General features: G+C 64.7%; 27 protein-coding genes. 7 read left to right on the top strand and 20 right to left on the bottom strand.

From position 1 onward, the window contains the following. The 3 genes from SE91_RS12050 to SE91_RS12040 form a co-directional block, all read right to left on the bottom strand. Positions 1 to 788: hypothetical protein (locus SE91_RS12050; protein ID WP_063921295.1), on the bottom strand; the 788-nt coding region annotated here is incomplete at its 3' end. Between the two features lie 159 nt (positions 789 to 947). Next, entirely contained in the window at positions 948 to 1,151 is a 204-nt protein-coding gene (locus SE91_RS12045) for a hypothetical protein (protein WP_128926196.1), read from the bottom strand. 304 nt (positions 1,152 to 1,455) lie between these two features. Then, positions 1,456 to 2,118, bottom strand: a complete 663-nt coding sequence (locus SE91_RS12040; protein ID WP_008548715.1) for a glutathione S-transferase family protein — start codon at positions 2,116 to 2,118, stop codon at positions 1,456 to 1,458. A gap of 122 nt (positions 2,119 to 2,240) precedes the next feature. On the opposite strand from SE91_RS12040, the gene SE91_RS12035 reads away from it, so the two are divergent. Next, positions 2,241 to 2,954, top strand: coding sequence for a DUF599 domain-containing protein (locus tag SE91_RS12035; protein ID WP_061851095.1), 714 nt, complete (start codon positions 2,241 to 2,243; stop codon positions 2,952 to 2,954). 1,006 nt (positions 2,955 to 3,960) lie between these two features. On the opposite strand, the gene tolA is transcribed toward SE91_RS12035, so the two are convergent. The 4 genes from tolA to mgtE all read right to left on the bottom strand — a co-directional run bounded on the left by tolA (position 3,961) and on the right by mgtE (position 7,877). Next, entirely contained in the window at positions 3,961 to 4,905 is a 945-nt protein-coding gene (gene tolA, locus SE91_RS12030) for a cell envelope integrity protein TolA (protein ID WP_061847753.1), read from the bottom strand. A gap of 49 nt (positions 4,906 to 4,954) precedes the next feature. After that, positions 4,955 to 5,773 carry an aldo/keto reductase gene (locus SE91_RS12025; RefSeq protein ID WP_061847752.1) on the bottom strand — a complete coding sequence of 273 codons (819 nt, stop codon included), beginning with the start codon at positions 5,771 to 5,773 and terminating at the stop codon, positions 4,955 to 4,957. A gap of 141 nt (positions 5,774 to 5,914) precedes the next feature. Next, positions 5,915 to 6,217 (bottom strand): helix-turn-helix domain-containing protein, encoded by a 303-nt coding sequence (locus tag SE91_RS12020; RefSeq protein ID WP_008548733.1) that lies wholly within the window; start codon positions 6,215 to 6,217, stop codon positions 5,915 to 5,917. 238 nt (positions 6,218 to 6,455) lie between these two features. Continuing rightward, a complete protein-coding gene (gene mgtE / locus SE91_RS12015; protein WP_060736306.1) occupies positions 6,456 to 7,877 on the bottom strand; it encodes a magnesium transporter in 1,422 nt (473 codons plus the stop codon). Positions 7,878 to 7,992: 115 nt separating this feature from the next. On the opposite strand from mgtE, the gene SE91_RS12010 reads away from it, so the two are divergent. Both SE91_RS12010 and SE91_RS12005 read left to right on the top strand, forming a co-directional pair. Beyond that, positions 7,993 to 8,763, top strand: coding sequence for a polysaccharide deacetylase family protein (locus tag SE91_RS12010; RefSeq protein WP_061847751.1), 771 nt, complete (start codon positions 7,993 to 7,995; stop codon positions 8,761 to 8,763). A gap of 180 nt (positions 8,764 to 8,943) precedes the next feature. Beyond that, entirely contained in the window at positions 8,944 to 10,281 is a 1,338-nt protein-coding gene (locus SE91_RS12005; protein ID WP_061847750.1) for a polysaccharide deacetylase family protein, read from the top strand. Positions 10,282 to 10,284: 3 nt separating this feature from the next. Here the strand turns inward: SE91_RS12005 and SE91_RS12000 are convergent, their stop codons facing one another. After that, positions 10,285 to 10,659 (bottom strand): hypothetical protein, encoded by a 375-nt coding sequence (locus tag SE91_RS12000; protein ID WP_060736309.1) that lies wholly within the window; start codon positions 10,657 to 10,659, stop codon positions 10,285 to 10,287. Positions 10,660 to 10,927: 268 nt separating this feature from the next. Here SE91_RS12000 and SE91_RS37020 point away from each other — a divergent pair, with 268 nt between their 5' ends. Beyond that, positions 10,928 to 11,185 (top strand): hypothetical protein, encoded by a 258-nt coding sequence (locus SE91_RS37020; RefSeq protein ID WP_193409732.1) that lies wholly within the window; start codon positions 10,928 to 10,930, stop codon positions 11,183 to 11,185. A gap of 9 nt (positions 11,186 to 11,194) precedes the next feature. On the opposite strand, the gene SE91_RS11990 is transcribed toward SE91_RS37020, so the two are convergent. From SE91_RS11990 to SE91_RS11965, 6 genes are all read right to left on the bottom strand, one after another. Next, complete coding sequence (locus SE91_RS11990) at positions 11,195 to 11,383, bottom strand: hypothetical protein (RefSeq protein WP_008548775.1); 189 nt, start codon at positions 11,381 to 11,383, stop codon at positions 11,195 to 11,197. Between the two features lie 12 nt (positions 11,384 to 11,395). After that, the gene (locus tag SE91_RS11985) at positions 11,396 to 11,725 is read right to left on the bottom strand and encodes a four-helix bundle copper-binding protein (RefSeq protein ID WP_060736310.1); all 330 of its coding nucleotides are present in this window, start codon (positions 11,723 to 11,725) and stop codon (positions 11,396 to 11,398) included. Positions 11,726 to 11,817: 92 nt separating this feature from the next. Beyond that, complete coding sequence (locus tag SE91_RS11980) at positions 11,818 to 12,720, bottom strand: NAD(P)/FAD-dependent oxidoreductase (RefSeq protein WP_061847749.1); 903 nt, start codon at positions 12,718 to 12,720, stop codon at positions 11,818 to 11,820. Then, positions 12,717 to 13,793, bottom strand: coding sequence for a flavodoxin family protein (locus tag SE91_RS11975; RefSeq protein WP_061847748.1), 1,077 nt, complete (start codon positions 13,791 to 13,793; stop codon positions 12,717 to 12,719). The genes SE91_RS11980 and SE91_RS11975 overlap by 4 nt, the downstream gene beginning before the upstream one ends. 61 nt (positions 13,794 to 13,854) lie before the next feature. Next, a complete protein-coding gene (locus SE91_RS11970; RefSeq protein ID WP_008548782.1) occupies positions 13,855 to 14,055 on the bottom strand; it encodes a hypothetical protein in 201 nt (66 codons plus the stop codon). Positions 14,056 to 14,057: 2 nt separating this feature from the next. Next, positions 14,058 to 14,264 (bottom strand): hypothetical protein, encoded by a 207-nt coding sequence (locus SE91_RS11965; protein ID WP_060737774.1) that lies wholly within the window; start codon positions 14,262 to 14,264, stop codon positions 14,058 to 14,060. A 277-nt stretch (positions 14,265 to 14,541) separates the two neighbouring features. Here SE91_RS11965 and SE91_RS11960 point away from each other — a divergent pair, with 277 nt between their 5' ends. Continuing rightward, complete coding sequence (locus SE91_RS11960) at positions 14,542 to 14,826, top strand: hypothetical protein (protein ID WP_061847747.1); 285 nt, start codon at positions 14,542 to 14,544, stop codon at positions 14,824 to 14,826. A gap of 164 nt (positions 14,827 to 14,990) precedes the next feature. Here the strand turns inward: SE91_RS11960 and SE91_RS11955 are convergent, their stop codons facing one another. The 5 genes from SE91_RS11955 to SE91_RS11935 all read right to left on the bottom strand — a co-directional run bounded on the left by SE91_RS11955 (position 14,991) and on the right by SE91_RS11935 (position 20,971). Beyond that, the gene (locus tag SE91_RS11955; RefSeq protein WP_061847746.1) at positions 14,991 to 15,173 is read right to left on the bottom strand and encodes a hypothetical protein; all 183 of its coding nucleotides are present in this window, start codon (positions 15,171 to 15,173) and stop codon (positions 14,991 to 14,993) included. A 236-nt stretch (positions 15,174 to 15,409) separates the two neighbouring features. Next, on the bottom strand, positions 15,410 to 16,168 hold the full coding sequence (locus SE91_RS11950) for a Crp/Fnr family transcriptional regulator (RefSeq protein ID WP_061847745.1): 759 nt from the start codon (positions 16,166 to 16,168) through the stop codon (positions 15,410 to 15,412). Further along, positions 16,168 to 19,335 (bottom strand): CheR family methyltransferase, encoded by a 3,168-nt coding sequence (locus tag SE91_RS11945; RefSeq protein WP_082813710.1) that lies wholly within the window; start codon positions 19,333 to 19,335, stop codon positions 16,168 to 16,170. The genes SE91_RS11950 and SE91_RS11945 overlap by 1 nt, the downstream gene beginning before the upstream one ends. A 351-nt stretch (positions 19,336 to 19,686) precedes the next feature. Next, complete coding sequence (locus tag SE91_RS11940; protein WP_245318435.1) at positions 19,687 to 19,992, bottom strand: hypothetical protein; 306 nt, start codon at positions 19,990 to 19,992, stop codon at positions 19,687 to 19,689. Further along, on the bottom strand, positions 19,964 to 20,971 hold the full coding sequence (locus SE91_RS11935) for a chemotaxis protein CheB (protein ID WP_061847743.1): 1,008 nt from the start codon (positions 20,969 to 20,971) through the stop codon (positions 19,964 to 19,966). Before SE91_RS11935 ends, SE91_RS11940 begins: the two co-directional genes overlap by 29 nt. A 91-nt stretch (positions 20,972 to 21,062) precedes the next feature. On the opposite strand from SE91_RS11935, the gene SE91_RS11930 reads away from it, so the two are divergent. Beyond that, a complete protein-coding gene (locus SE91_RS11930) occupies positions 21,063 to 21,467 on the top strand; it encodes a response regulator (RefSeq protein WP_061847742.1) in 405 nt (134 codons plus the stop codon). 53 nt (positions 21,468 to 21,520) lie between these two features. Beyond that, entirely contained in the window at positions 21,521 to 21,727 is a 207-nt protein-coding gene (locus SE91_RS11925; protein WP_061847741.1) for a hypothetical protein, read from the top strand. A 343-nt stretch (positions 21,728 to 22,070) separates the two neighbouring features. On the opposite strand, the gene SE91_RS11920 is transcribed toward SE91_RS11925, so the two are convergent. Next, entirely contained in the window at positions 22,071 to 22,853 is a 783-nt protein-coding gene (locus tag SE91_RS11920) for an SDR family NAD(P)-dependent oxidoreductase (RefSeq protein ID WP_061847740.1), read from the bottom strand. Between the last annotated feature and the right edge of the window lie 147 nt (positions 22,854 to 23,000).

Here is a 23,000-nt window from a genome sequence, read left to right as displayed (position 1 = left end):
GACGCCGTGGGCTCCGGATTCATGATGCTGACGGGCGGTGTCGACGAGGCGCTCGGGAACTCGGCATTGGTCGGCTTGCCCGTCGGCATCGACGGCGGCAATCCGGCCAGCGCAGCCGTGGCCGGCATCGCCAGCACGTTTGCGGGCGCATTCCAGGTCGGCGCATAGCGCGCGACCAGCGTGTCGTAGAGATGGGATTCCATGTTGGCAGCGACCTGCCGCTGGTCGGTCAGCGAGCGGAACGCGGCGCAGTCGAACTGCGTGCAGCCGTCGCGCGCGACCAGCACATGCGCGACGAGGCCGTAGCGGTCGCGCTCCAGCGATTTGCGCAGCGCCTTCATGTCGGTCGTCAGACTCTTCTCGGCCGCGGCGACGTCGCCGAGCGCGGTCAGCCGGTCGATCCTCGCAGCGGTGTGGGAGACGGCTGCAGCCGCCGCATCAGGCGCGCCGAACAGCGCCCGCTCGCAGCCAGCGGCGACGGTATCGCCGGCGAGATCGTCGAGACAGGACAGCGCAGGCAGGCTCGCCGTCACCGCAGCATGCGTCCCCAACTCCGCCGGCGCACCCTGCCCCTCCGATCCATAAAGGTGCATGGTGGTGGGCACCGTCACGGCGAGGGCGAGCAGCGTGACGACGGCAAGTGCGCCATTGGCGACCGATCTGTCGGCGCGCAGCATCGTGACCAGCAGGATCAACCCGAAGAATCCGGCGGCTGCCAGCGTCATCCCCATCGAGAACGCCGGCGAGCGCCAGATTTGGTCGAGCGAAGTGGCCCATGCCCAGTTCATGCGCGACGTTCCCTCACGCGAGCAAAGAGCGGATGGTCAAAGCGAGCACCGCGAGTCGGCAACTGCCCCCGGCCCACCTTGTGAAGGTGAACCGGGCCTTTTAACGGCGAGAGGATACAATTTCCCCGGGAGGCGCCAGTGCGCTGATGGCGACAGTCTTCAGGAGAGCGCGAGCTGGCTTTCCTTGGCGACACGCTCGAAGGCTTCGGTCGAGCTCTTGATCCGGTATTGGCAATCGTCGCCTTCGGTCGGCAGGAGACGGATGATCTCATACGCGCCGCTGGCAGCCGGACGCGCGACGTTGCTGGCCGTGAACAATACGCGCGTTCCCACGGGGAATTTGTGCTTCAACACCCTCTCCATTACTCAAACAACGCCTGCCTCGCCCATGGTCCCACTGCGATGGCCGGCCGGAAACCCAGCTGCTGTATAGCATGCGGAAGGCCGTTTTGGCCAGCGCCATGCCCGCATGGCAAATGCGTAATTTTTGCAGTCTTTTCAGACTGATAACAACAGAGCGGGCAGGCCGGTGATACCGCCGGAGCGCCCGGTCCGGCGGACATGTCGCACCCGGTGTCGCAGCCTTGAGGGAATCGATGGCGGCGCCGGTCCGCGGCACAATTGGTGAGCCGGCACGCGGATCGGCCTCCCCCGTTCGGGCCAGCGATCAGGCGTCCTCGAACTTCGCGATGCGAAGCGTTTCGGCAAGGCCGTCCCGGGTCCATTCCTGGAACGCCGGCAGCGCCAGCATCGTCTCCATATACGCCTTGGTCTCGGGCGTGACCTCGATCGCGTAGGTGCGGAAGCGGTGCACGACAGGTGCGTACATCGCATCCGCCGCACCGAAGCGGCCGAACAGGAACGGTCCCCCCGCGCCGTAGCGCGTGCGGCATTGGCGCCAGATCTCCTGCACGCGCGCGATATTGGCCTTGGCGTCCGCCGACAGCGTCACGGGCCGCACGGGGCGGTGGAGGTTCATGCCGCATTCGTTGCGCAAAGCCATGAAGCCGGAATGCATTTCCGCGCACACCGACCGGGCGTGGGCGCGCGCGGCAACGTCGTCGGGCCAGAGCTTCTTCTCCGGATAACGCTCGGCGATGTATTCGATGATGGCGAGCGAATCCCACACCGTGATGTCACCGTCGACCAGCACCGGCACCTTGCCGGCGCGGCTGAAGGACAGGATCTGCTCCTTGTCGGCGGGATTGTCCGTGTAAAGCGGGATGACGGTCTCCACGAACGGGATGTCATTGGCGCGCAGCGCGAGCCAGGGCCGCATCGACCATGACGAGTAGTTCTTGTTGCCGATCGCGAGTTTCAGTGCAGCCATGTCAGCAGTCCTTCCCGAGGCGTCCTGGAGGGAGCCGCTTTTAGCGCCATCGCCTGCCCCCAATCAATCGTTGCTGCGTCTTGCCCTGCGTGGCAATCGTTGCGGCCCGCAAGGAGACGGACATGAGCAGGCACTGGGTCGACATCACCGCCGTCGGCTTCTTCATCGTCGAATGGCTGGTCTATGCGCTGACGCTGGAGCATTCGGTCTATGGACGCGACAGCCTGTCCGCGCGCATGAACCGCTATCGGGAAGTCTGGGTGCGCCGCCTGCTCGACCGCGACACCCGCATGGTCGACATGCAGATCATGGCCTCGCTCCAGAACGGCACCGCCTTCTTCGCCTCCACCAGCCTGTTCGCGCTCGGCGGCGCACTGGCGCTGCTGCACGCCACCAACGATGCGATCACGATCCTGAGCAAGCTGCCGGTCGATCTCAGCACGTCGCCGGCGATGTGGGAGCTGAAATGCGTTGGGCTCGTGCTGATCTGCGTCTATGCCTTCTTCAAATTCGCCTGGGCCTACCGCCTGTTCAACTACGTCGCGATCCTGTTCGGCGGCATGCCGCCGGCCGACCAGCGCGACACGCCGGAGGCCGAGTCCCATGTCATCCGCACCTCGCGCCTGTTCGAATCCGCCGGCCGCCACTTCAACCGCGGCCAGCGCGCCTTCTTTTTCGCGCTCGGCTATCTCGGCTGGTTCGTCAGCCCCTGGGTGCTGTTCGTGACGACGGCCGCGGTGGTGGTCGTGACCTGGCGCCGACAGTTCGCGTCGAGCGCGTGGGCCGCGATGGCGCCGGAGGTAGCGGATGGCGGGGAGACCAGGCGCGGTCATTGAAGCACTCGTGTTCCGGACAAGCGTAACGCGCCTAAGTTGCAGCGCGGAGCCGGGCACGGAGCGGAGTGTGGGTCATGCTTTCTCCACGTCATTGCGAGCGCAGCGAAGCAATCCAGAGTCTTTCCGCGGAGGGATTCTGGATTGCTTCGTCGCATCAGCGCAAAATTGCTACGCAATTTTGTCGCGAGCTCCTCGCAATGACGGAGTATGAGGCGGCAGGGTTGGCCCCCATTCAACGCTGTCATTCCCCGCGAAGGCGGGGAATCCAGTACGCGGCGGCGTCTCGATCAATCACTGCTGTCTCGGAGTACTGGATCGCCCGCCTTCGCGGACGATGACACTGAGTGTATGGCTATAGACACGGCTTCGCGGCCTCGCGGCTCAATTCGCCCGAGCTTTGCTTGATCACCCCTCACAGCCAAGAGGGTGCAGGGAAGGCCGGGTGCCGGCGGCACCCGCGGTCCGCTGCGCAAAAGGCACACGCAGAAAACCGCACAGCAGCATACAGGTGAAGCCCAACACACGGCCTTCCCTGCGCGATGGTCGGACGGCTTATGCCGCGCTCTCCCGGGAGCCGAGTTCCTTCTGGCCTCCCTCACCCTCACGGAATTCACCGGCCCCGCGCCGGTTGACGCAGATGCCGCCTCCGCCAGGGCTTGACCGTAGCAACGACGGCCAGGACCACACGGTTTTGCCGTACGCACGGTTCGTTGGCGCCACAGGGTCCGACGGCGTTGTGCACGTTGCCCTCGGAATATGACGCGACGAACCTGACAGCGCCGTTCGTCCACGCGAAGTCTTGGGCTCACGGAGAGCAATCCGCCCTGCCCTTGGCTTTCGCGCACGACGCTGCTGCGTCCACCGCAAGCCCGGCTCTGCGATCACACGACAACATGACCGCCCCTCAAGGGTGAGCCGGGATGGACGACACATACGCCGTTTCCGAATTTCGGTAAAGCGGAATATTTTTTCCGAATCTGGATTGACAGAGGGCGACACACACACGCTACCCCCCGAAATCCCGTGGGCTGAACGGAAGATCCAACACCTTCCATTCTCCATATTTGTCGGCCGGCAGCATCTTGTAGGGCTGGCAGCTCTGAAGCGCATTCATGGCGGACTTGACGATGGCCACGCCCTTCGCGGATGGCGGAGCCGCCATCAGGATCGGCTCGCGCAACAGCGTGCCGTCGGTGGCGAATACCGCGCGCAGCTTGATGTTGACGTTGTCGGTCGGATCGACCCCGGCCGGTAGCTTGGCGCAGCTTCTCAGATGACGGCGCAGCGCGGTGATGACCTCCGGGGGAAGCTTGGCGGCGATCGAATCCTTGGCGTCGCCGCCGTCGTCCTTGGAGGCGTCTTTCGGCAGCTCCGTCGGCAATTCGGGCGGCAGGCCGAGCATGACGCCGTATTTGACGGTGACGTCTGGCTGCGGCGTCTGGTAGGCCGGCGGCGGCACGGTCGTGGGCTGCTGCATCGCCTGTGACGGCAGCGGTTGCATGGGTGGCGGCTGCATCGGTTGCGGCATCGGTTGAGGCTGGGCCTGCGGAAGCTGTTGCGGCTGCGCCTTGGCCTCGCTCGGCTGCGGCGGCGAAGGCTGCGGCGGCGTCCGTTGCTCCGCAGAACGTTGCTGCTCAGAAGGTTGCGGCTCGGGCGAAGCCTGCGGCGATGGCGCGGCCTGCTGCTTGGACGCGGCTTCGGACTTGTCGGTGGAATCGAGCTTCGGCAGCTTCAGGTCGGGCGGCGGCTCCGGCTGCTTCTCCTTTGCCGCTTCCTGCTCCTTGATCTCCTCCTTGACCTGTTCGGGCGTGACGATGTCGACGGCCACGGTCTCGGTCGGCGCGGCATGAAACGGATGGACCTCGCTGATCACGATGATCAGCGCCACCAGCGTCAGATGCGCGATTGCGGACGCCGCAATGTCCGCCCGTATGATCTTCCGCAGTTCCATCGACCGATCTTGGGTTGCCGCCGCGGTCCTAGCATACCCCAGGCTCCCCTCAATCCCATTTCGGCGCGAAGCCGAAATCGGTCAGGCGGCCTTGCGGCTTGGCAAGCGCCGCGATCCGCCCCATCTCGTCGTCCGACAGCTCGAAATCGAAGATTTCGATGTTTTCGGACAGGCGTTCGACGCGGGAGGTGCGCGGGATCGCAGCGACATTCTGCTGCACCAGCCAGCGCAGGCACACCTGTGCCGGCGATTTACGATGGGTGCGGCCGATCTCCGCGAGCGTCCGGTCGGTCTTGATGCGCCCCTTGGCGATGGGACTGTAGGCGACCAGGGCAAGGCCGTGCTGATCGCAGGCCGCCCTCACCTTCGCCTGGTTCAGATAAGGATGATATTCGACCTGGTTGCAGACGAGCGGCTCGGGTGACGACGCCACCGCCTGCTCGATCAGCGCCACCGTGAAATTGGAGACGCCGATGTGCCGGGTCAGGCCCATCGTCTTCGCATGCGACAGCGCGCCGAGCGTCTCCGCCAGCGGCACGTGCGAATTGGGCCAGTGCAGCAGCAACAGGTCGACGCTCGAAAGCCGCATGCGGGCAAGGCTCTCCTTGACCGAACGCTCGAGGTCATGAGGCGCGAAATGGTTGGTCCAGACTTTCGTGGTCAGGAAGATATCGTCGCGGCGCACGCCCGAGGCCCGCAAGCCGTCGCCGACCTCGCGCTCATTTTCATAGGCCTGCGCGGTGTCGATGTGGCGATAGCCGAGCCGCAGCGCCTGCTCGACCACGCGGGCGGCAAGCCTTCCGCTCAGCTCCCAGGTCCCCAGCCCGATCGACGGAATCCTTGCACCATTGGCCTCGACGAACAGCATGAGGAATCCTCACTGTTGCGGCAACCCCGAGATCATCCAGGCGACATTATGGACCTGGCCCACGACGCTGCCAACGCATGCGCGGCTGCCGGGGCCGGATCTCGGTGCAAGTCTGACGGCAAGCCTAACGAGAGGTTCGCGTCAGACCTTGGCGAGCGCCTGGAACACCGTATCGGGCGCATGCGCGATCACGGCGAGCAGCGCGCGCGCCGGTCCCCGCGGGGCGCGCTTGCCCTGCTCCCAGTTGCGGATGGTCTCGACGGGGACGCCGAGCTTTGCGGCGAACTCCATCTGGGTAAGGCAGGCGCGCCGGCGCAAATCGCGCACCGCGAGCGAGCTGGCAACCGCCGGCGCGGCATCGGCCGCCGGCTGGACCGGAAACTCCTGCCCGTCCCGCAATTCGACGATCCGTCCGTCCGCCTTCAGCCGCAACCGCATGCCCATTCCCCCAAGCACGGGGATGATGCGGCAGGTCGCTTAAGTTCGGATTAAAGATAGCTGGCCGCACATGTGGTCTCGTGGCCCGGACGCACGCGGCAGGGAGAGAGTGAAGCTGCCCCGCTGCCGTCCCCGTCATTGCGAGGAGCCCTTGCGACGAAGCAATCCAGAATCCCACCGCGGTGATAGCCTGGATTGCTTCGCTGCGCTCGCAATGACGAGGAGAGAGGGCGCGTGCGTGCCCCTACTTCAATCCGAACCAGAGCGTCGCGATGCCGAGGAAGGAGAAGAAGCCGACGACGTCGGTCACGGTGGTGACGAACGTGCCGGACGCCACCGCAGGGTCCGCCCTGACGCGGTCGAGCGCCATCGGGATCAGGATGCCGCCGAGCGCGCCGGCGACGAGGTTGCAGATGATGGCAAGCCCGATGACGATGCCGAGTCCCGGGATCTTGAACCAGGCCACCGCGGCGATGCCGGTGATCACGGCGAAGGCGAGACCGTTGACGAGGCCGACCAGCGCCTCGCGCATCACCACGCGCCAGGCGTTGAAGGAGCCGAGCTCGCGCGTCGCGAGCGCGCGCACCGCGACGGTCATGGTCTGGGTCGCGGCATTGCCGCCCTGGCTCGCCACGATCGGCGCCAGCACGGCGAGCGCCACCATCTTCTCGAGCTGCCCCTCGAACAGGCCGAGCACCGAGGACGCGAGGAAGGCGGTGGCGAGATTGACCAGCAGCCAGTTGAAGCGGCCGCGCGCGATGGTGAGAAACGTGTCCGACAGCTCTTCGTCGCTGGTGACGCCGCCGAGCGCCTTGAGGTCCTCGTCGGCCTCCTCCTCGATGACGTCGACGACGTCGTCGACGGTGATGACGCCGACCAGGCGGTCCTGGGTGTCGAGCACGGGCGCCGCGACGAGATTGTACTTGCCGAACATGCGCGCCACCTCCTCCTGGTCCTCCAGGACGGAGACGCGGCGGCGGTCCTCGTCGGTGAGCTCGGTGAGCGGCACCGGGCGGCGGGCGCGCAGGAGCACGTCGAGCGGCACCGCCCCCTGCCAGTGCTGGTCCTTGTCGACGACGTAGATCTCGTAGAAGCGGTCGGGCAGATCCGGCGTCTCGCGCATATAGTCGATCGCCTGGCCGACGGTGAACTCCTGGGGCACGGCGATGAACTCGGTCTGCATCCGGCGGCCGGCGGAATTCTCCGGATAAAGCAGGCTGCGCTCGAGCGCGACGCGCTCCTTCAGCGGCAGCTTCTCGAGAATTTCCTCCTGGTCCTTGGCGTCGAGGGTTTCCAAGAGCTCGACCGCGTCGTCGGATTCGAGCTCGCGGACACCTTCCGCGACCGTCTCCGGCGGCAGCTCCTCGAGGATCTCCTCGCGCACGGCCTCGTCGACCTCGTTGAGCGCGGAGAAGTCGAAGTCGCGCCCGGTCAGCTCGACCAGGCGGACGCGGTCGTCGGGCTGCAATGCACCGATGAGGTCGCCGAGGTCGGCCTCGTGCAGCTCCGCGACGATAGCGCGCAGCTGCGCCGAGTCTGCGGCCTCGATCGCACGGGCGATCTCCTCGACGAATTCATGCCTGATGTCGCCGTCCTCGTTGCGCATCGGCACGTGGTCGAGTACCGAATCCGCGGCGGATGGGGCAACGTCCATATGTTCATCCATGGCGCGCCTCGCCGTTCGACAGGTTGGATCAGATGGTCTGGGCTGACGGTCAGCCAATACCCACAAGCGAACTGCGAGCGCAATGACAAAGATGCCTCGGCCGCAATGGACCTCGATGGCGCTGGGCGCGGTGCTGGCCGGCGTCGTCTGCACGGGCACGCTCAAAGCCGCCGAGTGCCCGCGCAAGGACGCGCTCGGCACCTCGCGGGTGTTGAGCGTCGATGCCAGAACCACCCCGCGCGTCGGCCTGAAGAGCTTTCCGCAGACGCTGCCGCTCGCCGATCGCGAGGTCGTGCTGACCTTCGACGACGGGCCGAACCCGCCGACAACATCGAAGGTTCTGGCGGCGCTGGCGCAGGAATGCGTGCGCGCGACCTTCTTCCTGATCGGCCTGCACGCCTCCCAGCATCCGGACATGGTTAAGCGCATCGCGCGCGAAGGCCACACCATCGGCCATCACACCTTCTCGCATCCGTTCATGGCGCGGATCCCGTTCGACAAGGCAAAGAGCGAGATCGACCGCGGCATCGCGGCCGACGAGATGGCGCTGAAGGGCGCCTCGACGACGACGCCCTCGACACCGTTCTTCCGCTTCCCCTATTTCGAATCGACGCCGGCGCTGCTCGACCTGCTCCAGACCCGCGGCATCGTGGTGTTCGGCGCCGACCTGTGGGCCAGCGACTGGACCGAGATCACGCCGGAGCAGGAATTGAAGCTCGTCACCGAGCGCCTGGCCGCCGCGGGCAAGGGCATCATCCTCTTCCACGACCCCAAGGCGCGCACGGCGGCGATCATGCCGGCCTTCCTGCGGTATCTCAGGGAAAACAGCTATCGGGTGGTTCACATCGTGCCCGCGGGCACATCAAAGAATGCCGATGCGCGCTGATGCCGGAATGTCACGGCAGCGCAAAATGGGGTGATTTCGGGCCAATTAACACTCTGTTCATGCTACCCCGTCCAAATGGAGGGGGACTTTGTGACGGAAAGGGTGCTTCGCGCCTGAACCGTTTCCTGATGTCTCCGACCTACTTAGGCGGCAATCGCATATGGGGGCAGACGAAGGTTCATGATCGGAAGTGGCGTTGTTTTGCGGACGCGATCGTGGACCGCCCTTAGCCAATCCCTAGGCCTATCCCTTGGCCTGTTGTTGGGATTGCTGACCACCGCTTCTTCGGCAGCATTTGCAGCCGACTGTCCAGGCCGCCCGGATGCGCTCGGCACGTCCCGGACCCTCGTGGTCGACCCGCGCGAGCATCCGCTGATCGGCACCATGCAGTACCGCGAGACGCTGCCGCTGAAGGACCATGAAGTGGTCCTGACCTTCGATGACGGTCCGATACCGAAATATTCCAACCAGGTGCTCCAGATCCTCGCGGACGAGTGCATCAAGGCCACCTTCTTCATCGTCGGCAACCAGGCCAAGGCCAATCCGGAAGGCGTGCGCAAGCTGGTCGCGGCCGGGCACACCGTCGGCACCCACAGCATGGACCATCCGCTGACATTCGACCGCATGCCGGTCGAGAAGGCCGAAGCCGAGATCAATGGCGGCATCGAATGGACCAAGGCCGCGATGACCGATCCGTCCAAGCTGGCACCCTTCTTCCGCATTCCCGGCTTGATGCGCGCCGAAGGCGTCGAGAACCTGCTGATCTCCCGCGGCATCCAGGTCTGGAGCGCCGATTTCCCGGCCGACGATTGGCGACCCGTCTCGTCCGATCGCGTCTATCAGCTCGCGATCCAGCGGCTGGAGGCTAAGGGCAAGGGCATCCTGCTGCTGCACGATATCCAGGCCCGCACGGTAGCGGCGCTGCCGAAGATCATCCGCGACCTCAAGGCGAAGGGCTATCGCATCGTGCACGTGGTGCCGGCGACCGCTGACCGGCCGGCGACGCCGACGACGCCGGTGGAATGGCTGCTGCATCCGCCGACGGAGACGACGCCGATCGCGCGCTGGCCGCGCGTGCCGAACTTCGTGTTCGCACAGACCAAGACGCTGCCGGCGCCCCTGCTCGCCGATCTCAATGCGCAGGCTGAGCATCAGCCGCTGCTGCCGCGCCGGACCAAGGGCCGGATGGACGTCGCATCCGTCCTGCCCGTGCCCGGCCGCGATCTGTTCGCGATCCCGGAGGGCTCGGTCGAGGTGCTGCTGTCGACGACTTTGTCGCGGCGCGCCGCGACGCGGCTTGCGATGGCGGCGGAAAGGCCTCATCCGGCCAAGGACAAGGCGGCAAAGGGCAAGACAGCCGGGTCGCAGGTCAAGCCGCAGGGCCACCGGACGGCGCATGCTGCGCATGGCGCACCCAAGCACGCTGCACAGGCCGCCGGCGCTGCGCCGACAAGCATTTTGCCCAAGAGCGCCGCACCGCGTCCGACTCGCGTTGCCAGCCTGAAGAAGCGCGCGTGAGTCCTACTGCCGCATGATGGCGGCAACGCAGAGCAGCACGATCAGCGCCAGGAAGAACAGGTCCATATAGGACTTGAGCTCGCCGTCGCGCCGCAGCCGCGCAACGTCGGCGACGACCTGCTTGCGCGCCGTGGTTCCGCCCGAACCGTCGTTGATCGGCGCCTGTAGCCGCCGCGTCTCGGCCTCCAGCCTCTCGATCTTCTGGAAGAAATAGAACGCGCGCAGCGTCGAGGCGGCGCGCATGGCGGCATAGACCAGAACCAGGATCGCGAGGATCGCCCGGTTCGGATACTTCTCCATAAAGTTCAAGCTGAAATAGACCACCGCCATGAACGCGAAATTGGTGAGGAAGCGGTAGACGAAGCTGAGAAAAACCATGGTGGCTCGAGCCTTGAAGGGTCGCGCAACGGAAGCGTCGCGCGCGGGATCAGGTGCCCAGACTGGAACAGCCGGCCTGGATGCCGTGCGGGCCCATCTACGCCGAGTTTGTTTCAACAAAGATACTATCGCGCCGCAACTCGCCGCCTTTTAGCCACACGCGACCATAATGCAAGCTGACAGCACGCGGCCGGCCCGCAACGGTTCAATGGCGATTTGGCTGAAGTCGCGATAGACTATCGACCGTCGCCACATGTGGGGTCTGCCGATGCCGAAGAAGGGAATCACGGGCCACGACGAATGGGTGCTGACCGAGGCCCTCGCGACCGCGCTGGTCGCGCTGGAGCAGCTCGCGCCGAAGCACCGGCCGAACGCGCATATGGACGACATCCGCAAGCTGCTCTCGAACGGCAAGGAGCCGGCGGCCGTGAGCCTGCACCTCGCGCAGGCCAAATGCCGCCTCTTCCCAGACCTCGACCCGCTGGAGATCTACCGGGAGTACGGTATCGGCGAGGAATATGGCTGACGCGGCGGATTAAGGACCGCCGGCAACCGATCCTGCGACCACCATGACCAGCGCGCCAAGATCGACCTTGCCGTTGACGGTCAGCTCCTCCGAGTCTTGCGCGGCGTCCGCTCCTTGAATCTTCAGCGCTTGGGGCCGGTCGGCCGCCTGCCGGTTCAGTTCATCGATGATGGCCTGTTTGAGCTTTTCTTCCAGCATGGGCTTCGTCCCTCAGGCCGCCATCGCGCGGCAGGATTGAGCGCAGGAGCGGCACATCGCGACACATTCGTCCATGCCGCCGATCCGCTCGCAATCCTCGGCGCATTCGGTGCAGATTTCGGCGCATTCACCGCAGGTGTGCTTGTGATGCGGCGTGTTGATCAGCATGAAATGCGCGGCCGTCCGGCACATTTCGGCGCAGGCCATCATCAGGCGGAAGTGCTTCGGCTCGACGTGCTTGCCACCGGTCTCGAGGCAGTGGTTCATGGCCGTGCCAAGGCACGTCTGGTAGCAGCTCATGCAGAGGCCGATGCAGCGGGTCATGTCTTCGGATTGAGCCATCCGTTGTCTCCAGTTGCGCGTCACCCCTGTCCCGCCCAACCAAGGCTCTGCACTTCAGTTCGTTCCTGGTTCCGGTCGATTGTGACGTGTGGCTAGGCAAGACGCCGCGGCAAGCTATTGTGGATCGTGCAGGCGGCAATCGCGGCGTGGCCGAAGGCGACCGAGATCTGGTGCAGATCGGTGACGACGTCGCCAATGCCATAGAGACCCTCGATCGAGGTGCGCTGATGGTCGTCGACTTTCAGATGGCCATCCGAGGTGTGGTCGGCACCGAGAGCCGTCGCGAGCTGCGAACGGACTTCTGCGCCCATCACGGGATAAATCATGTCGAATTGCGCCGTGCGACCGTCCGCGAAGAGTGCTTCGACGCCCTCGCCTCTCCGCGCCAGTTGCAGCTCGGGCGCGAACACGATTCCGACACCCGCCTCGGACAGCTCCGAGGTGGCAGCTTTTGCGTCATCCGGCCCGATTGCGAGCAGCGTCACGTCTTGCGAGTAGCCACGCAGGAACAGCGCCTTTCCGGCAGCACGATCGAGCGGGCCGACGACGCCGATGCGGCGGCCGCGCGCCTCGAAGGCGTCGCAGATCGGGCAGTAGCGCAGCAGTCCGTCCGCGACCGCCGCGCGCCATTCGGCGAAGGGCGGATGGGTGTCGACGATGCCGCAGGCGAGAACGACGGTGGCGGCCTCGTGCAAGCCGCCGTCCCATGTTGCACGAAAGCCGCGTTCATGCCGCTGCAGGGCCGTGACCTCGGACGTCACGCGCGTAACGGCGAGCTCCTCCAGTTGCGCCGACATGCGATCGATCAGCTCGGGGCCGGACAGGCCGTGGACGAACCCCGGGACGTTGTGACTGCGCGGGATCAGCGCCGCCCTGCTCGCACCGGCGTCCACGACGCAGACGCTGCGGCGGAAACGCGCGAGGTAGATCGCGGCCATCAGCCCGGCGGGGCCGCCCCCGACGATCAGGCAATCGAGCGGAGGCGCGCTGGTCATTTCGGGTTTGGATCCGCAAGGCGGGCGCCTGGGTCTTCTAGTTGCCCGCTCCGCGCCAGGCGAACCGCGTTGCCGAGCGCGCGCGCTGCATTCTGCACCTCCCGCTGGAATTCGCGGTCGTCATCGAGCTCGCGATGCGAGGTCGCATAGGGCTCCATGTAGCCGAGGTATCCGTCGAGCTCGGCGAAGCGGCCCGCTGAGATCAGCTGCATGTCGGTGAGCCAGTCCGACAAGGCGCGGCGCACGCCCTCGGCGCCGACGGCATCGCCGTGGACGACGAGGCCGAAATGGCGGCCAGCAAGATGGCGCGGATAGGACCAGCCCTTCAGCTCCATGGCCTTGGCCTCCGCGGCCTTCTTGCCGTGGGTCGAGGTCGGATCGGGATTGCCGCCGTCGGCGCAGACCATGCGGTCCATCATCGCCTTGAGGCCTGCAGGGACGTGATACCAGTTCACCGGTGTCACGATCAGGATGCCGTGCGCTGCGACCCAGAGCGGGTAGATCTCGTTCATCCAGTCGCCGGTCTGTCCCAGCGAATAGTTCGGATAGCAGCTGCACGGCCAGTGGCACAGCGGCATCGCGGTGCCGACGCAGGATTTGCAAGGGTGGATGTTCTTGCCGAACTCCGAGGCGAGCCGCGACAGATCGAGAAGGTCGACGGCAAATCCCATCTCGACGAAAACAGGCTCGGCCAGCTCGACAAGTCGCCAGGTCTTGGACATCTCGCCGGGACAGGTGTGCTCGCTGCGGGCCGAGCCGTTGATGATGAGGATGCGCGGGGTCTCGTCGGCAGCGTCGTGCCGCCGCTGCGCTTCCAGGATCCTGGCGCGCGCGTCCAGCCAGTCGATGGCGATATCGTAGTCGGGATCAGCGAAGCCTGGCCCCGCCTTTCGCGTCTTCGGGGCCTTGCGCGAATGGCTGTAGGCGTCCCAGGCGGCGCCGACGATGGCATCGAGCTCGCGTTGCAACGGCGCAAAGGCGGGATCGACGAACCCGCTCCTGTAACGCCGCTCGAACTCCTCGCGCGACAGCTTGACGGGCGGCATCCCCTTGCGAACGTCAGCTTCCGTCATGCAGGCTCCTGGCGAAGTCGGTATCCGACCAACCCGGGGCGCTGCGCGCGGTTCCCAAGACCTATTGGCGCACGACGTCCTGCGGCGTATCGAAGCGCGCGATGCGCTGGTCGAGCCGCCACAGCTCGATGCGGTGGACGAGGACGAGCGCGGCGGCTTCACGCTTGGCCTGCTCGTCATTGTCGCAGACGAGATTGATGCATCCGAACACATGCCCGTCCGGATCGATCTGAAACGCGCGGTAGTGCTTGATGCTCCCCACTGTCAGTCTCCTCGTCTCGGGTAAACCGGTGCGCTCAGCCAGTCAGTCAGGTTCGACGTCACTTCATTCTGCTTGGCGCGTTGCAACAGAATCTCCCGCTCCTTGCCGGGCGGCAGGGCGAGCGCACGCTCGCGAGCTTTCTCGGCGAATGTCGCGAGCCGCTCCTGGAGCGATTGGGTCTGTTTCCTGCGGTTACGTTTGGCGGTCATTTGGACTTTCAAGCTCATTGCGGTTGGAAAAGAGCTGGGCCCCGGCGGGAGGTTGGGCACCGGGGCCCGAGTCGCTTGTCGCTTGCCGAACGGGGCGGCCCGGTCCGGCAGCGTTCATAGCTTCCGCCGCAACTTGCGGTTCCATCATTTCAATAAGTTAACGCCGCGTGATTTCGCGTCCGCGATAGCAACTAGCCGGCTACCGCTGCGCCGGAACCGAAATGCTGATTCGTATGTTCAAGAACGACTTGCGAGCACGACTTGAAGGAGGATCATCATGGCGAAAGCAGCATGGAAACGGCCGGGCTCACCGATCGGCCGCAAGGGACCACGTAAGGCCAATCCCGTGTACAAGCGCCGCGCGCGGCAACCTTGGTCGCCTGCGGATGTGAGCAAGCTGAAGCAGCTCGCAAAGGGCAACACGCCGACCGGCGTCATGAGCATCAAGCTTCAGCGCCCGGTCGCCGCCATTCGCAGCAAGGCCCAGCGTGAAGGAATTTCGCTGCGGCCGGTCAACCGCTCGCCCTACAACCGGCGAACCAAAACGGCCAAGCGGCGTTGACACTTTGCACCGCCGGGTGACAACCGGACACAACGGGGACGATGGACGTGGCGCTCATTTTTCCGGTTTCTGCCCACGACATCAGCGCATCGGTACGCGCCGACATCTAACCCGTTCCCGGCGCGTGCAGCTGGAGCGCGGACGGTGGACATCCCAGATCGCGATCAGGGCTCCTCGTTGTCCCGGCGAGCCTTGATCTCCGAGCGGAGCATGGCGCTGTCCATGATGGCGACCCGCAAATCACTCACGGTCTCGCCGTAATGATTCATGAACAGCCGGTACTGCTCCCGAAGGGCTTGGCTCTCTTCGATGGCGCGTATGGAGCGGGCTAACAGGGCGTCGGGCATCAGCCATCCTGCGACGGAGCGTGCCCATCCGCCCTCGCATAGGTTAGTTATTCCGAGCCGATTACTCAAAAAGATGCACTGACTAACTTGGATTGAAAGTTCACAAGTTCACACAACGCTGTTCAACTGCATGTGAATGAAGCGCCTGCTGGAGCAGACGGCCACGTCCATCGAAACTAACCGATGTTAGTCGTCCAGCGGAGGATAGACCGGCCAAGTCGCCTCAGGGATCGGCCTCATCGAGGCGATTCCGCCCCTCGATACAGTTGCAGATAGCTTGGCGAATATAGCGCTGCATCCTTGAGCGCATCGAGGTCGGGAATCGTCAGCGTCCGCTCGCGCAGGACGATCAGACCCGATGCGCGGAGCTCCTGCACCGTGCGATTGAGATGGACCACCGACAGCCCGGTGGCATCAGCGAGATCCATCTGCGTGATCGGCATGATGCAGGAATTGCCGTCAACCATCCCGACCGGGCGAAGCCGCTCGAAGATCTCGCAGAACAGATGCGCCACCCGTTCCAGCGCGACGCGGCGGCCGAGATTGATCGCCCATTCGCGCTGGATGGCGTTGTTGACGAGGGTTTCGCACCAGAACGCTTCCGCGAGGGTGCGGTCGCTCGCCACCAGGCTTTCGAAGCGGGCGCGCTTGACCTCGGCATAAGTCACCGGCGTCAGCGTCGCGATGGAATGGTCCATCGTCGACAGCAGGAACGCATGCGCGTCGCAAGTCTCGCCGGGAAAGATGAAGTTGACGATCTGGCGTCGACCGTCCTCCAGCGTCTTGTACCGGCACAGCCAGCCCGACAGCACGATGCGGACGCTGTCGACGGGATCTCCCTCGGAAACCAGGTCCTCGGCCGACCCCGCGCGTTGCAAGCCCTCGATCATTGCGTATTCGAGCGAAGCGCGGGCCTCTGCCGACAGCGGCCTTAGCGCGCTCAGCCGGCGAATGACCGGCTCCACCACCCTGCGATCGGACGACGACAACGACATCAGTCAGCCACTACCGGTGTATGGAATGTGCGCTTGCTGAGGGGGATCGTGATGGTGCATTGCAGTCCCGCGGTGTTGTACGCGAGCGTGGTCTGCCCCTTGAACTCAAAGGCCAGCGTGCGCTCCAGAAGCTCGGTGCCAAAGCCCTTCCGCGGGGGCGCCTTCGCGGGCGGCCCGCCCCGCTCGCGCCATTCGAACACCAGCTCTGCCGGCTCCCTGCTCTCGTCGACGCGCCAGGAGATCTCGATGCGCCCGCTCGGCTGACTCAAGGCGCCGTACTTCAGCGCATTGGTCGCAAGCTCGTGGATCGCAAGCGCGAAGGTCTCGGCGGCCTTGGGCTGGAAGCGCACCTTGGGGCCGGACACCCGCATCTGCTCGCCCTCCCGAGCATTGTAGGCGAGCAGCTCCTCGACCACGAGATATTCGAGATCGACGCCGCCTTCGGGATCGCGGGTCACCAGCGCCTGGGTGCGCGCAAACGCGTTCAGCCGCCCGTCCAGATGGGAGGCGTATTCCTCCACGGTCGAGCTCGTTTCCGCCGAGCGGCGCGCAATCGAGCGCACCACGCCGAGCGTGTTGCGAACGCGGTGCTGGAGTTCGGCCAGTAGCAGGCGCTGGCGCTCCTCTGCGCGGGTGATGGCGGTGACGTCGATGAAGGTGATGACGACGCCGGCGATGAAATTGTCGATGCTGCGATAAGGCAGGATGCGCACGATGTAGCGCGTGCCGCTGTCCGGCGCCCGCAGCTCGCGCTCGGCGCTCGCAAGCGTCCGCAGCACGCCGCGGATGTCGTCGTAGAGCTCTTCGAACGGGATGCGCGCCTTGATGTGCGCGATCGGGCGCCCCGCGTCGGTTTCCACGAGATGCAGGACCTGCGTGATCGCCGGCGTGAAGTTCATCACCCGCAGATCATTGTCGAGGAACACCGTCGCGATCTGGGTGCTTTCGAGGAAATTCTTGAGGTCGCTGGTGGCGCGCGTCAATTCCTGGACCCGGTGTGCCAGCTCGCCGTTGACGGTGGTCAGCTCCTCGTTGACCGATTGCAATTCCTCCCGCGAGGTTTCGAGCTCCTCGTTGGCAGACTGAAGCTCCTCATTGAGCGACTGGTATTCCTCGTTCGAGGATTTGAGCTCCTCGTTGGTGCTTTCGAGCTCCTCGATGGTCGCCTGGAGGCGCTCCCGCGTCGCCCGCAGCTCGCTTTCGAGACGTTCGACATGCTCGGTCCGCACCAGCGCATTCGGATTGCCCTGGCTGGCCTCGATGGCGCGAACCGCGCCGTCCTTGAACAGGACGACGAAGCTGCGGTGGGCGCCGGTCCCCTCCTGGATCGGCTCGACCGTGATGTCGACGAGGAGGCGATGGCCGTTCACCCCGAGTTGCACCTGCTCGGCATGGGCGGGCTCATTGGTTTCCGCGGCGCGGCTGAGCGCGGTGCGCAATTCAAGGCGGAGATCGCGGTGCACGAGCTGGAGCAGGTCGAGCGTGGCAGCGCCTGCGGTCGGCTCGATATAACGGCCGGTGCGCCCGGAAAAGTGCAGGACCTGGAAGTTGCCGTCGGTGATGACATAGGCCGGGGCATAACGGTCCGCAATCCGCTGCGCGCGGCGCTCCAGCCCAACGTCCGGGCCGAACGAGCGCACCGGTGGGGCCTCGAGCGGTACCCTCCCCGCGGCGGTCGTGATCGGAAATTCCGGTGGCAAGCGCGTGCCGTTCTCGAGCTTCTTGAAGATGCGGGCGCGCCGGTCGATCGGCGCGAACAATTTCGGGTGCCGCGTCACGTTCTCGGAATTGCCGAGGAACAGATATCGCTCCGGCAGCAGCGCGAAATGGAACAGAGGGATCACCCGGTTCTGCAATTCCGCGTTGAGATAGATCAGCAGGTTGCGGCAGGAGACGAGATCGAGCTTGGAGAACGGGGCGTCCTTGATCACGTTGTGCTGCGAGAAGATGCACATCTCGCGCAGCTCCTTGACCACGCAATAAGTGTCGCCCTCACGCACGAACCAGCGCGCAAGCCGCTCGCTGGTCATGTCCGCCTCGATGCTGGTGCGATAGCGACCGACCCGCGCGGTCGCCAGGGCCCGGCCGTCGATGTCGGTCGCGAAGATCTGAACCTGCGGGGCGGATTCCATGCCGGCCATGTGCTCGCGCAGGAGGATGCCGATCGAATAGGCCTCCTCTCCCGTGGCGCAACCGAGCACCCAGACCCGCACCTGCTGGCCCGCGGCCTTGCCCTCGAAGATCTTCGGGACGATCTGCGTCTCCAGCACCTCGAACTCGCGTTTGTCGCGGAAAAATTCCGTGACGCCGATCAAGAGGTCGTTGAAGAGATGCTGCGCCTCGTCCTTGTCATTGCGCAGATAGTCGACGTAGGCGCCGATCTCGTCGATCTGGATTACCTGCATGCGGCGCTGCACGCGGCGCAGGAAGGTGTTCTGCTTGTAGCCGTGGAAATCATTGCCGGTCTTGCTGCGCAGGATGTCGGCGATGCGCGATAGCGAGGTCGCGGCCGCGGCCAGAACCTCGTCAAAGCCCTGCTTCTCGTCCAGCCGACGCAGATGACGGGCATAGACCTGGATGTGCTCGGGAATCTCCTCTGGTGCCAGCACGTAGTCGGCGATCGCCGCGGGCGTGTTGGCGTCTTTCAAATGATCGGTTTCGTCACCTCCAATCTTTTCGGCGATGGCGAGACCGCCGTGATCCTTCAGCGTCGCGGTGCCAAGGGTGCCGTGGCCGCCGGTGCCGGCCAAGATGACGCCGATCGATTGCTCGGCCCGTTCTTCCGCCAGCGACACCAGGAAGCTGTCGATCGTGGCCCGCTCGCCGGGCGCCTGCTCGGCCTTCCGGACCGCGAAAAGGCCGTTCTGGATCGTCGTGATCATCGCCGGCGGACACAGATAGATCGTGCCGCCTTCGATGGCCTGGCCGTCGCTGACATCGGCGACCTTGCCCCCGTTCGAATTTTGCAGGACGCGGCGCAACCGCGACTCGTCGAGGGCCTCATGATGTTGAAGCGCCAGCACGACCGCCTGGTCGGCTCCAACGGTCAGTTTGGCGCAGAACCGTTCGATGCTCTCCAGAGCGGCGGGCGAAGCCCCAACCCCGATGATCAACGGGGACTTGATCTGGCGCTCTTTTTCGACGGGCTGGTCGCCGACTTCATGCATGGTCTCGGGAGCTCTCATTCAGTGGCGGTAACCGGCGCCGGCCGGCTCACCGCAAATAGCAGAAATCGATGCTATCCCAACAGATGAAAGGCATAAATGTCGGTTTCCGTTCCATCCGACGGGCGGCGTTGTCAATAAGCGGTGGACGGTCCATAATTGGGCGAGGCAGGACACCCGCGATGCCGACGTCGGAAGAACTGGCAGCCTTGATCAGGCGAGCCGAGGACGCCACGGCGAATGCTCGCCGGCTGCTTCACGAGAACGATCGCTTGCGTCGCTACGCCGAGCGGCAGCTCGACTGTCTGTTCGAGCTCGGCGCAGAGTTCAGGCGGCCATCCTTGGCCCGCCCGATCAGTTCGGACCGATTTGGCCTTGAAGATAGGCAATGCGCTGCTCGATCAGCACGCGATGGCGCTGCCATTCCGTCAGGGTCTGCTTGAGCACGTCGACCAGCCGTAGCGCCTGGCGCGCGTCGTGACCGCCCGCGCTGAGTTCACGGATCCGGTCCTCCTGGTCCCGGATGCGCTGCCACCCCTCCTCGATATCGCGGTCAGCCTTGATCAACTGGCGGCACTCGAAATCGAGCTGTTCGGTCCATTCGAGAGAAGAGATGGCCATGGCGAAGCTCTCAACCGTCCGGCTCGCGAAGCGGAGCATCGAGCGACTTTAGCACGACCCGGCGGATCATGTCGGCATATTCACGATACTCGACGGCCCGGCTCTCATACATCTGGGCGACCGCAGGCCGGCCGCTGCGCCGGCCGTCTGCCGCCATGCGGTGCACCAGCTCGGCACGCTCCTCGATGATGCGCAGCGCGACGCGCAGGGCTTCGTCAACCCGCCCTTCCTGCTCCTTGGCGAGGACGTCGGCGGTAAATCCATGCCCAACCTGGCAGCGGAAGCGCATCGGGCGCGCATCCTTGACTTCCGACAGCACCCCGCCGCAGGCAGGACAGGTCAGCGCGACGGGATCTCCCACCGACGTGAGCTTGTCGCTGCCGATCCGTTCGCCGGCCGCAATCTCGACCTCAAGTCTGATCTCGGGCGGAATCGGCAGCGCGGCCCCGGCCTGCTCCCTGACCAGCTCGGACAGGACATCGCCCATGGTAAGACCGGGAACGCAGAGGTCGATCGTGGTCGCCTCCATGGCGCGCCGCGGCATTTCATCGGAAATGGCATCCGCGGGATCCTGCACCACCGCCATCCCGCCGCACCGCTTGATGGCATTGAGGCCTGCCGCGCCGTCCGACAACAGCCCGCTGAGAAGGACTCCAATCACGCGCGGCCCGTGATAAAGGGCGGCCGAGCGGAATAACGCGTCGATCGCCGGCCGCACCAAATTTTCACGCGGCCCGCGCCCAAGGAAAACGCGATCCTCCGTCACGAGCAGATGGTGGTCCGGCGCACCGAGATAGACCTGGCCAGGCTCGATCTTCATCCCGTTCTCGGCCTGGCGCACTGGGAGCGGCCCCGCACTACTGGCCACGGTCGTAAGGATGCCGATGCCCTGCGCAGGGATATGCAGGACGACGAAAATGGCGGCCGGCAGGTCCGGCGGCAAACGGCTCAAAATCTGCTTGAGTGGCGCAGTCGCTCCGGCGGAGCCGCCGATGACAATGATGTCGCGGTTGCTCATGGAACCCGCCTTTAATTGCATCGTTTGCAGTTTGCACCAAGGCGGGGCGCCGTCTTATGTTCCTGTAGGCTTGAAGCGAAGGCTGGAGGCCATGGCGAGATCCCCTACCCGGTCAGGTCAAGACGCCCAATTGAGGGGCCGTCGCATCTTCGTGGTCGAGGACGAATATTTCCTCGCCGACGACATCGGCAAGGCATTCCGCGCGCTAGGCGCAGAGATCGCCGGTCCCGCCGGTCATCTCGACGACGCACTCAAGATCCTGCATGACGGCAGCGTCCTGGATGCCGCGGTGCTCGATGTAAATATCCGCGATGATATGATCTTCCCCATCGCCCGCGAGTTGAAGGCACGCGGCGTGCCTTTCGTATTCACCACGGGATACGACAAGATCACTGTCGGTCCTGAATTCGAGGACATCCCGCTTCTGGAAAAGCCGATCGATCTTCCGGCAATGGCGCAGAAGCTTGCTGCGCTCATGGCCAGCCCTAGGATCTGACACGCAACGAGGCGTGTTCCTTCGCCGCCATCATGAGATAGAAGGAACAAGCAATGATCTATGCGACTGACACCACCGCCGACAAGAAATTGCTGAGCCGTTCACACGAACTGGTTCGCGAGGCGATGGCACTGCTGCGCACCAGCGATCACCTTGTGAGCCGGCAACGCATGTGTGAGATGGCGCAAGAGCGCGGCAAGCGGAGGCACCAGGACGGCCAGGGGAAAGCTGCGAGCACTGACTTTGCCGATTGCGTCTAATCGAGGATCAGAACAGATGCGCAAAGGCGAGCCAGGCGGTCACCGCGACGCAGAGGACGACTGCGGCGTAAGGTAGCGCGATACGCAAGACGGCAACCTCCCCGCATCAGGTCATCATCATCCAGACGATTGCCGCCATCATCACGAGGAAACCCGTGATAGCGGTCGCGATAAAGGCCTGTTCGATGCGATCCATCGCCACAGCAGCCCCCTGTTGTTTCCAGCCAGGACAATTTGACCGCTTCGGGGCAGCTGCGCATTAGGCTATGTGAATCGGCGTCTGCGTCTTGTCATTTCGCCGCGTTGAGACATGTCGCATCATGCAGATTGCAACGAGATCGACTCACGTCTTAGCCGTGCCCGGCTCGGCCATCTTGCGGTGCTGCTTGGCGAGCATTTCATTTGGCGTGACGTTCGCGACCGTGGTCTGGATCTTGTTCTTCAGGCCGGTGACGATATCGGCCTCGCCGCGCAGCATTGCATCGAAGCCGGCCTTGGCGACGTCATAAGCGCCGTCCTTCGGTTCGGTGCCGACCTTGGTGTCCATCATGTCGGCCCGGCGGAAGAATTCGGTCTCGGTGGCGCCCGGCATCAGGCAGGTGACGGTGACGCTGCTGTCGCGCAACTCCTCGCGGAGCGCGAACGAGAATGAATCCAGAAACGCCTTCGAGGCGTTGTAGACCGCCTGGAAACTGCCCGGCGTGAAACCGGCGATCGAGCCCGTGATCAGGATGCGGCCCGCATTGCGGCGGAGCATCTCGTTGCCGACGCGGTGGATCAGATAGAGCGTGCCGGTGATGTTGGTGTCGACGAGGTGCCTGATGCGCTGAAAATCCTGATCGAGGAAGGCTTTGCCGAGGCCCACGCCCGCATTGGCGAGCAGCGCTTCGATCGGCCGATCGCCGACCGTGGCGCAGAGCTTGTCGACGCCTTCGGTGGTGGCGAGATCGGCCTCGACCGGCTCCACGCTGACGCCGATCCGGCGCAGATCAACCGCCACCCGCTCGATTCGCGGCTCGTCGGCTGCAATGACGAGGTTGAAACCTGCCTGGGCACAGCATCTGGCGAGCTCCAGGCCGATCCCGGTGGAGGCGCCGGTGACGACGGCGAGTTGATTGGCGGCCATGGTTGTATCCTCGCGATTGAGTTGATGACGCCCAATCGCTGCCCCGCTCTCTCGTTCCTATTTGCGTCATCCGGTGCAGTGCGAAGAATTTGCGCGCGCCGATAGCAACCATCGTTCATTCCTGGACTTAGATGCCACGTGGTTGAG

It is taken from the genome of Bradyrhizobium sp. DOA1, assembly GCF_001593325.1.
GTDB lineage: Bacteria > Pseudomonadota > Alphaproteobacteria > Rhizobiales > Xanthobacteraceae > Bradyrhizobium.
Note: the sequence above shows the minus strand (reverse complement) of the source record. Positions and strands in the feature narration are given on the sequence as shown.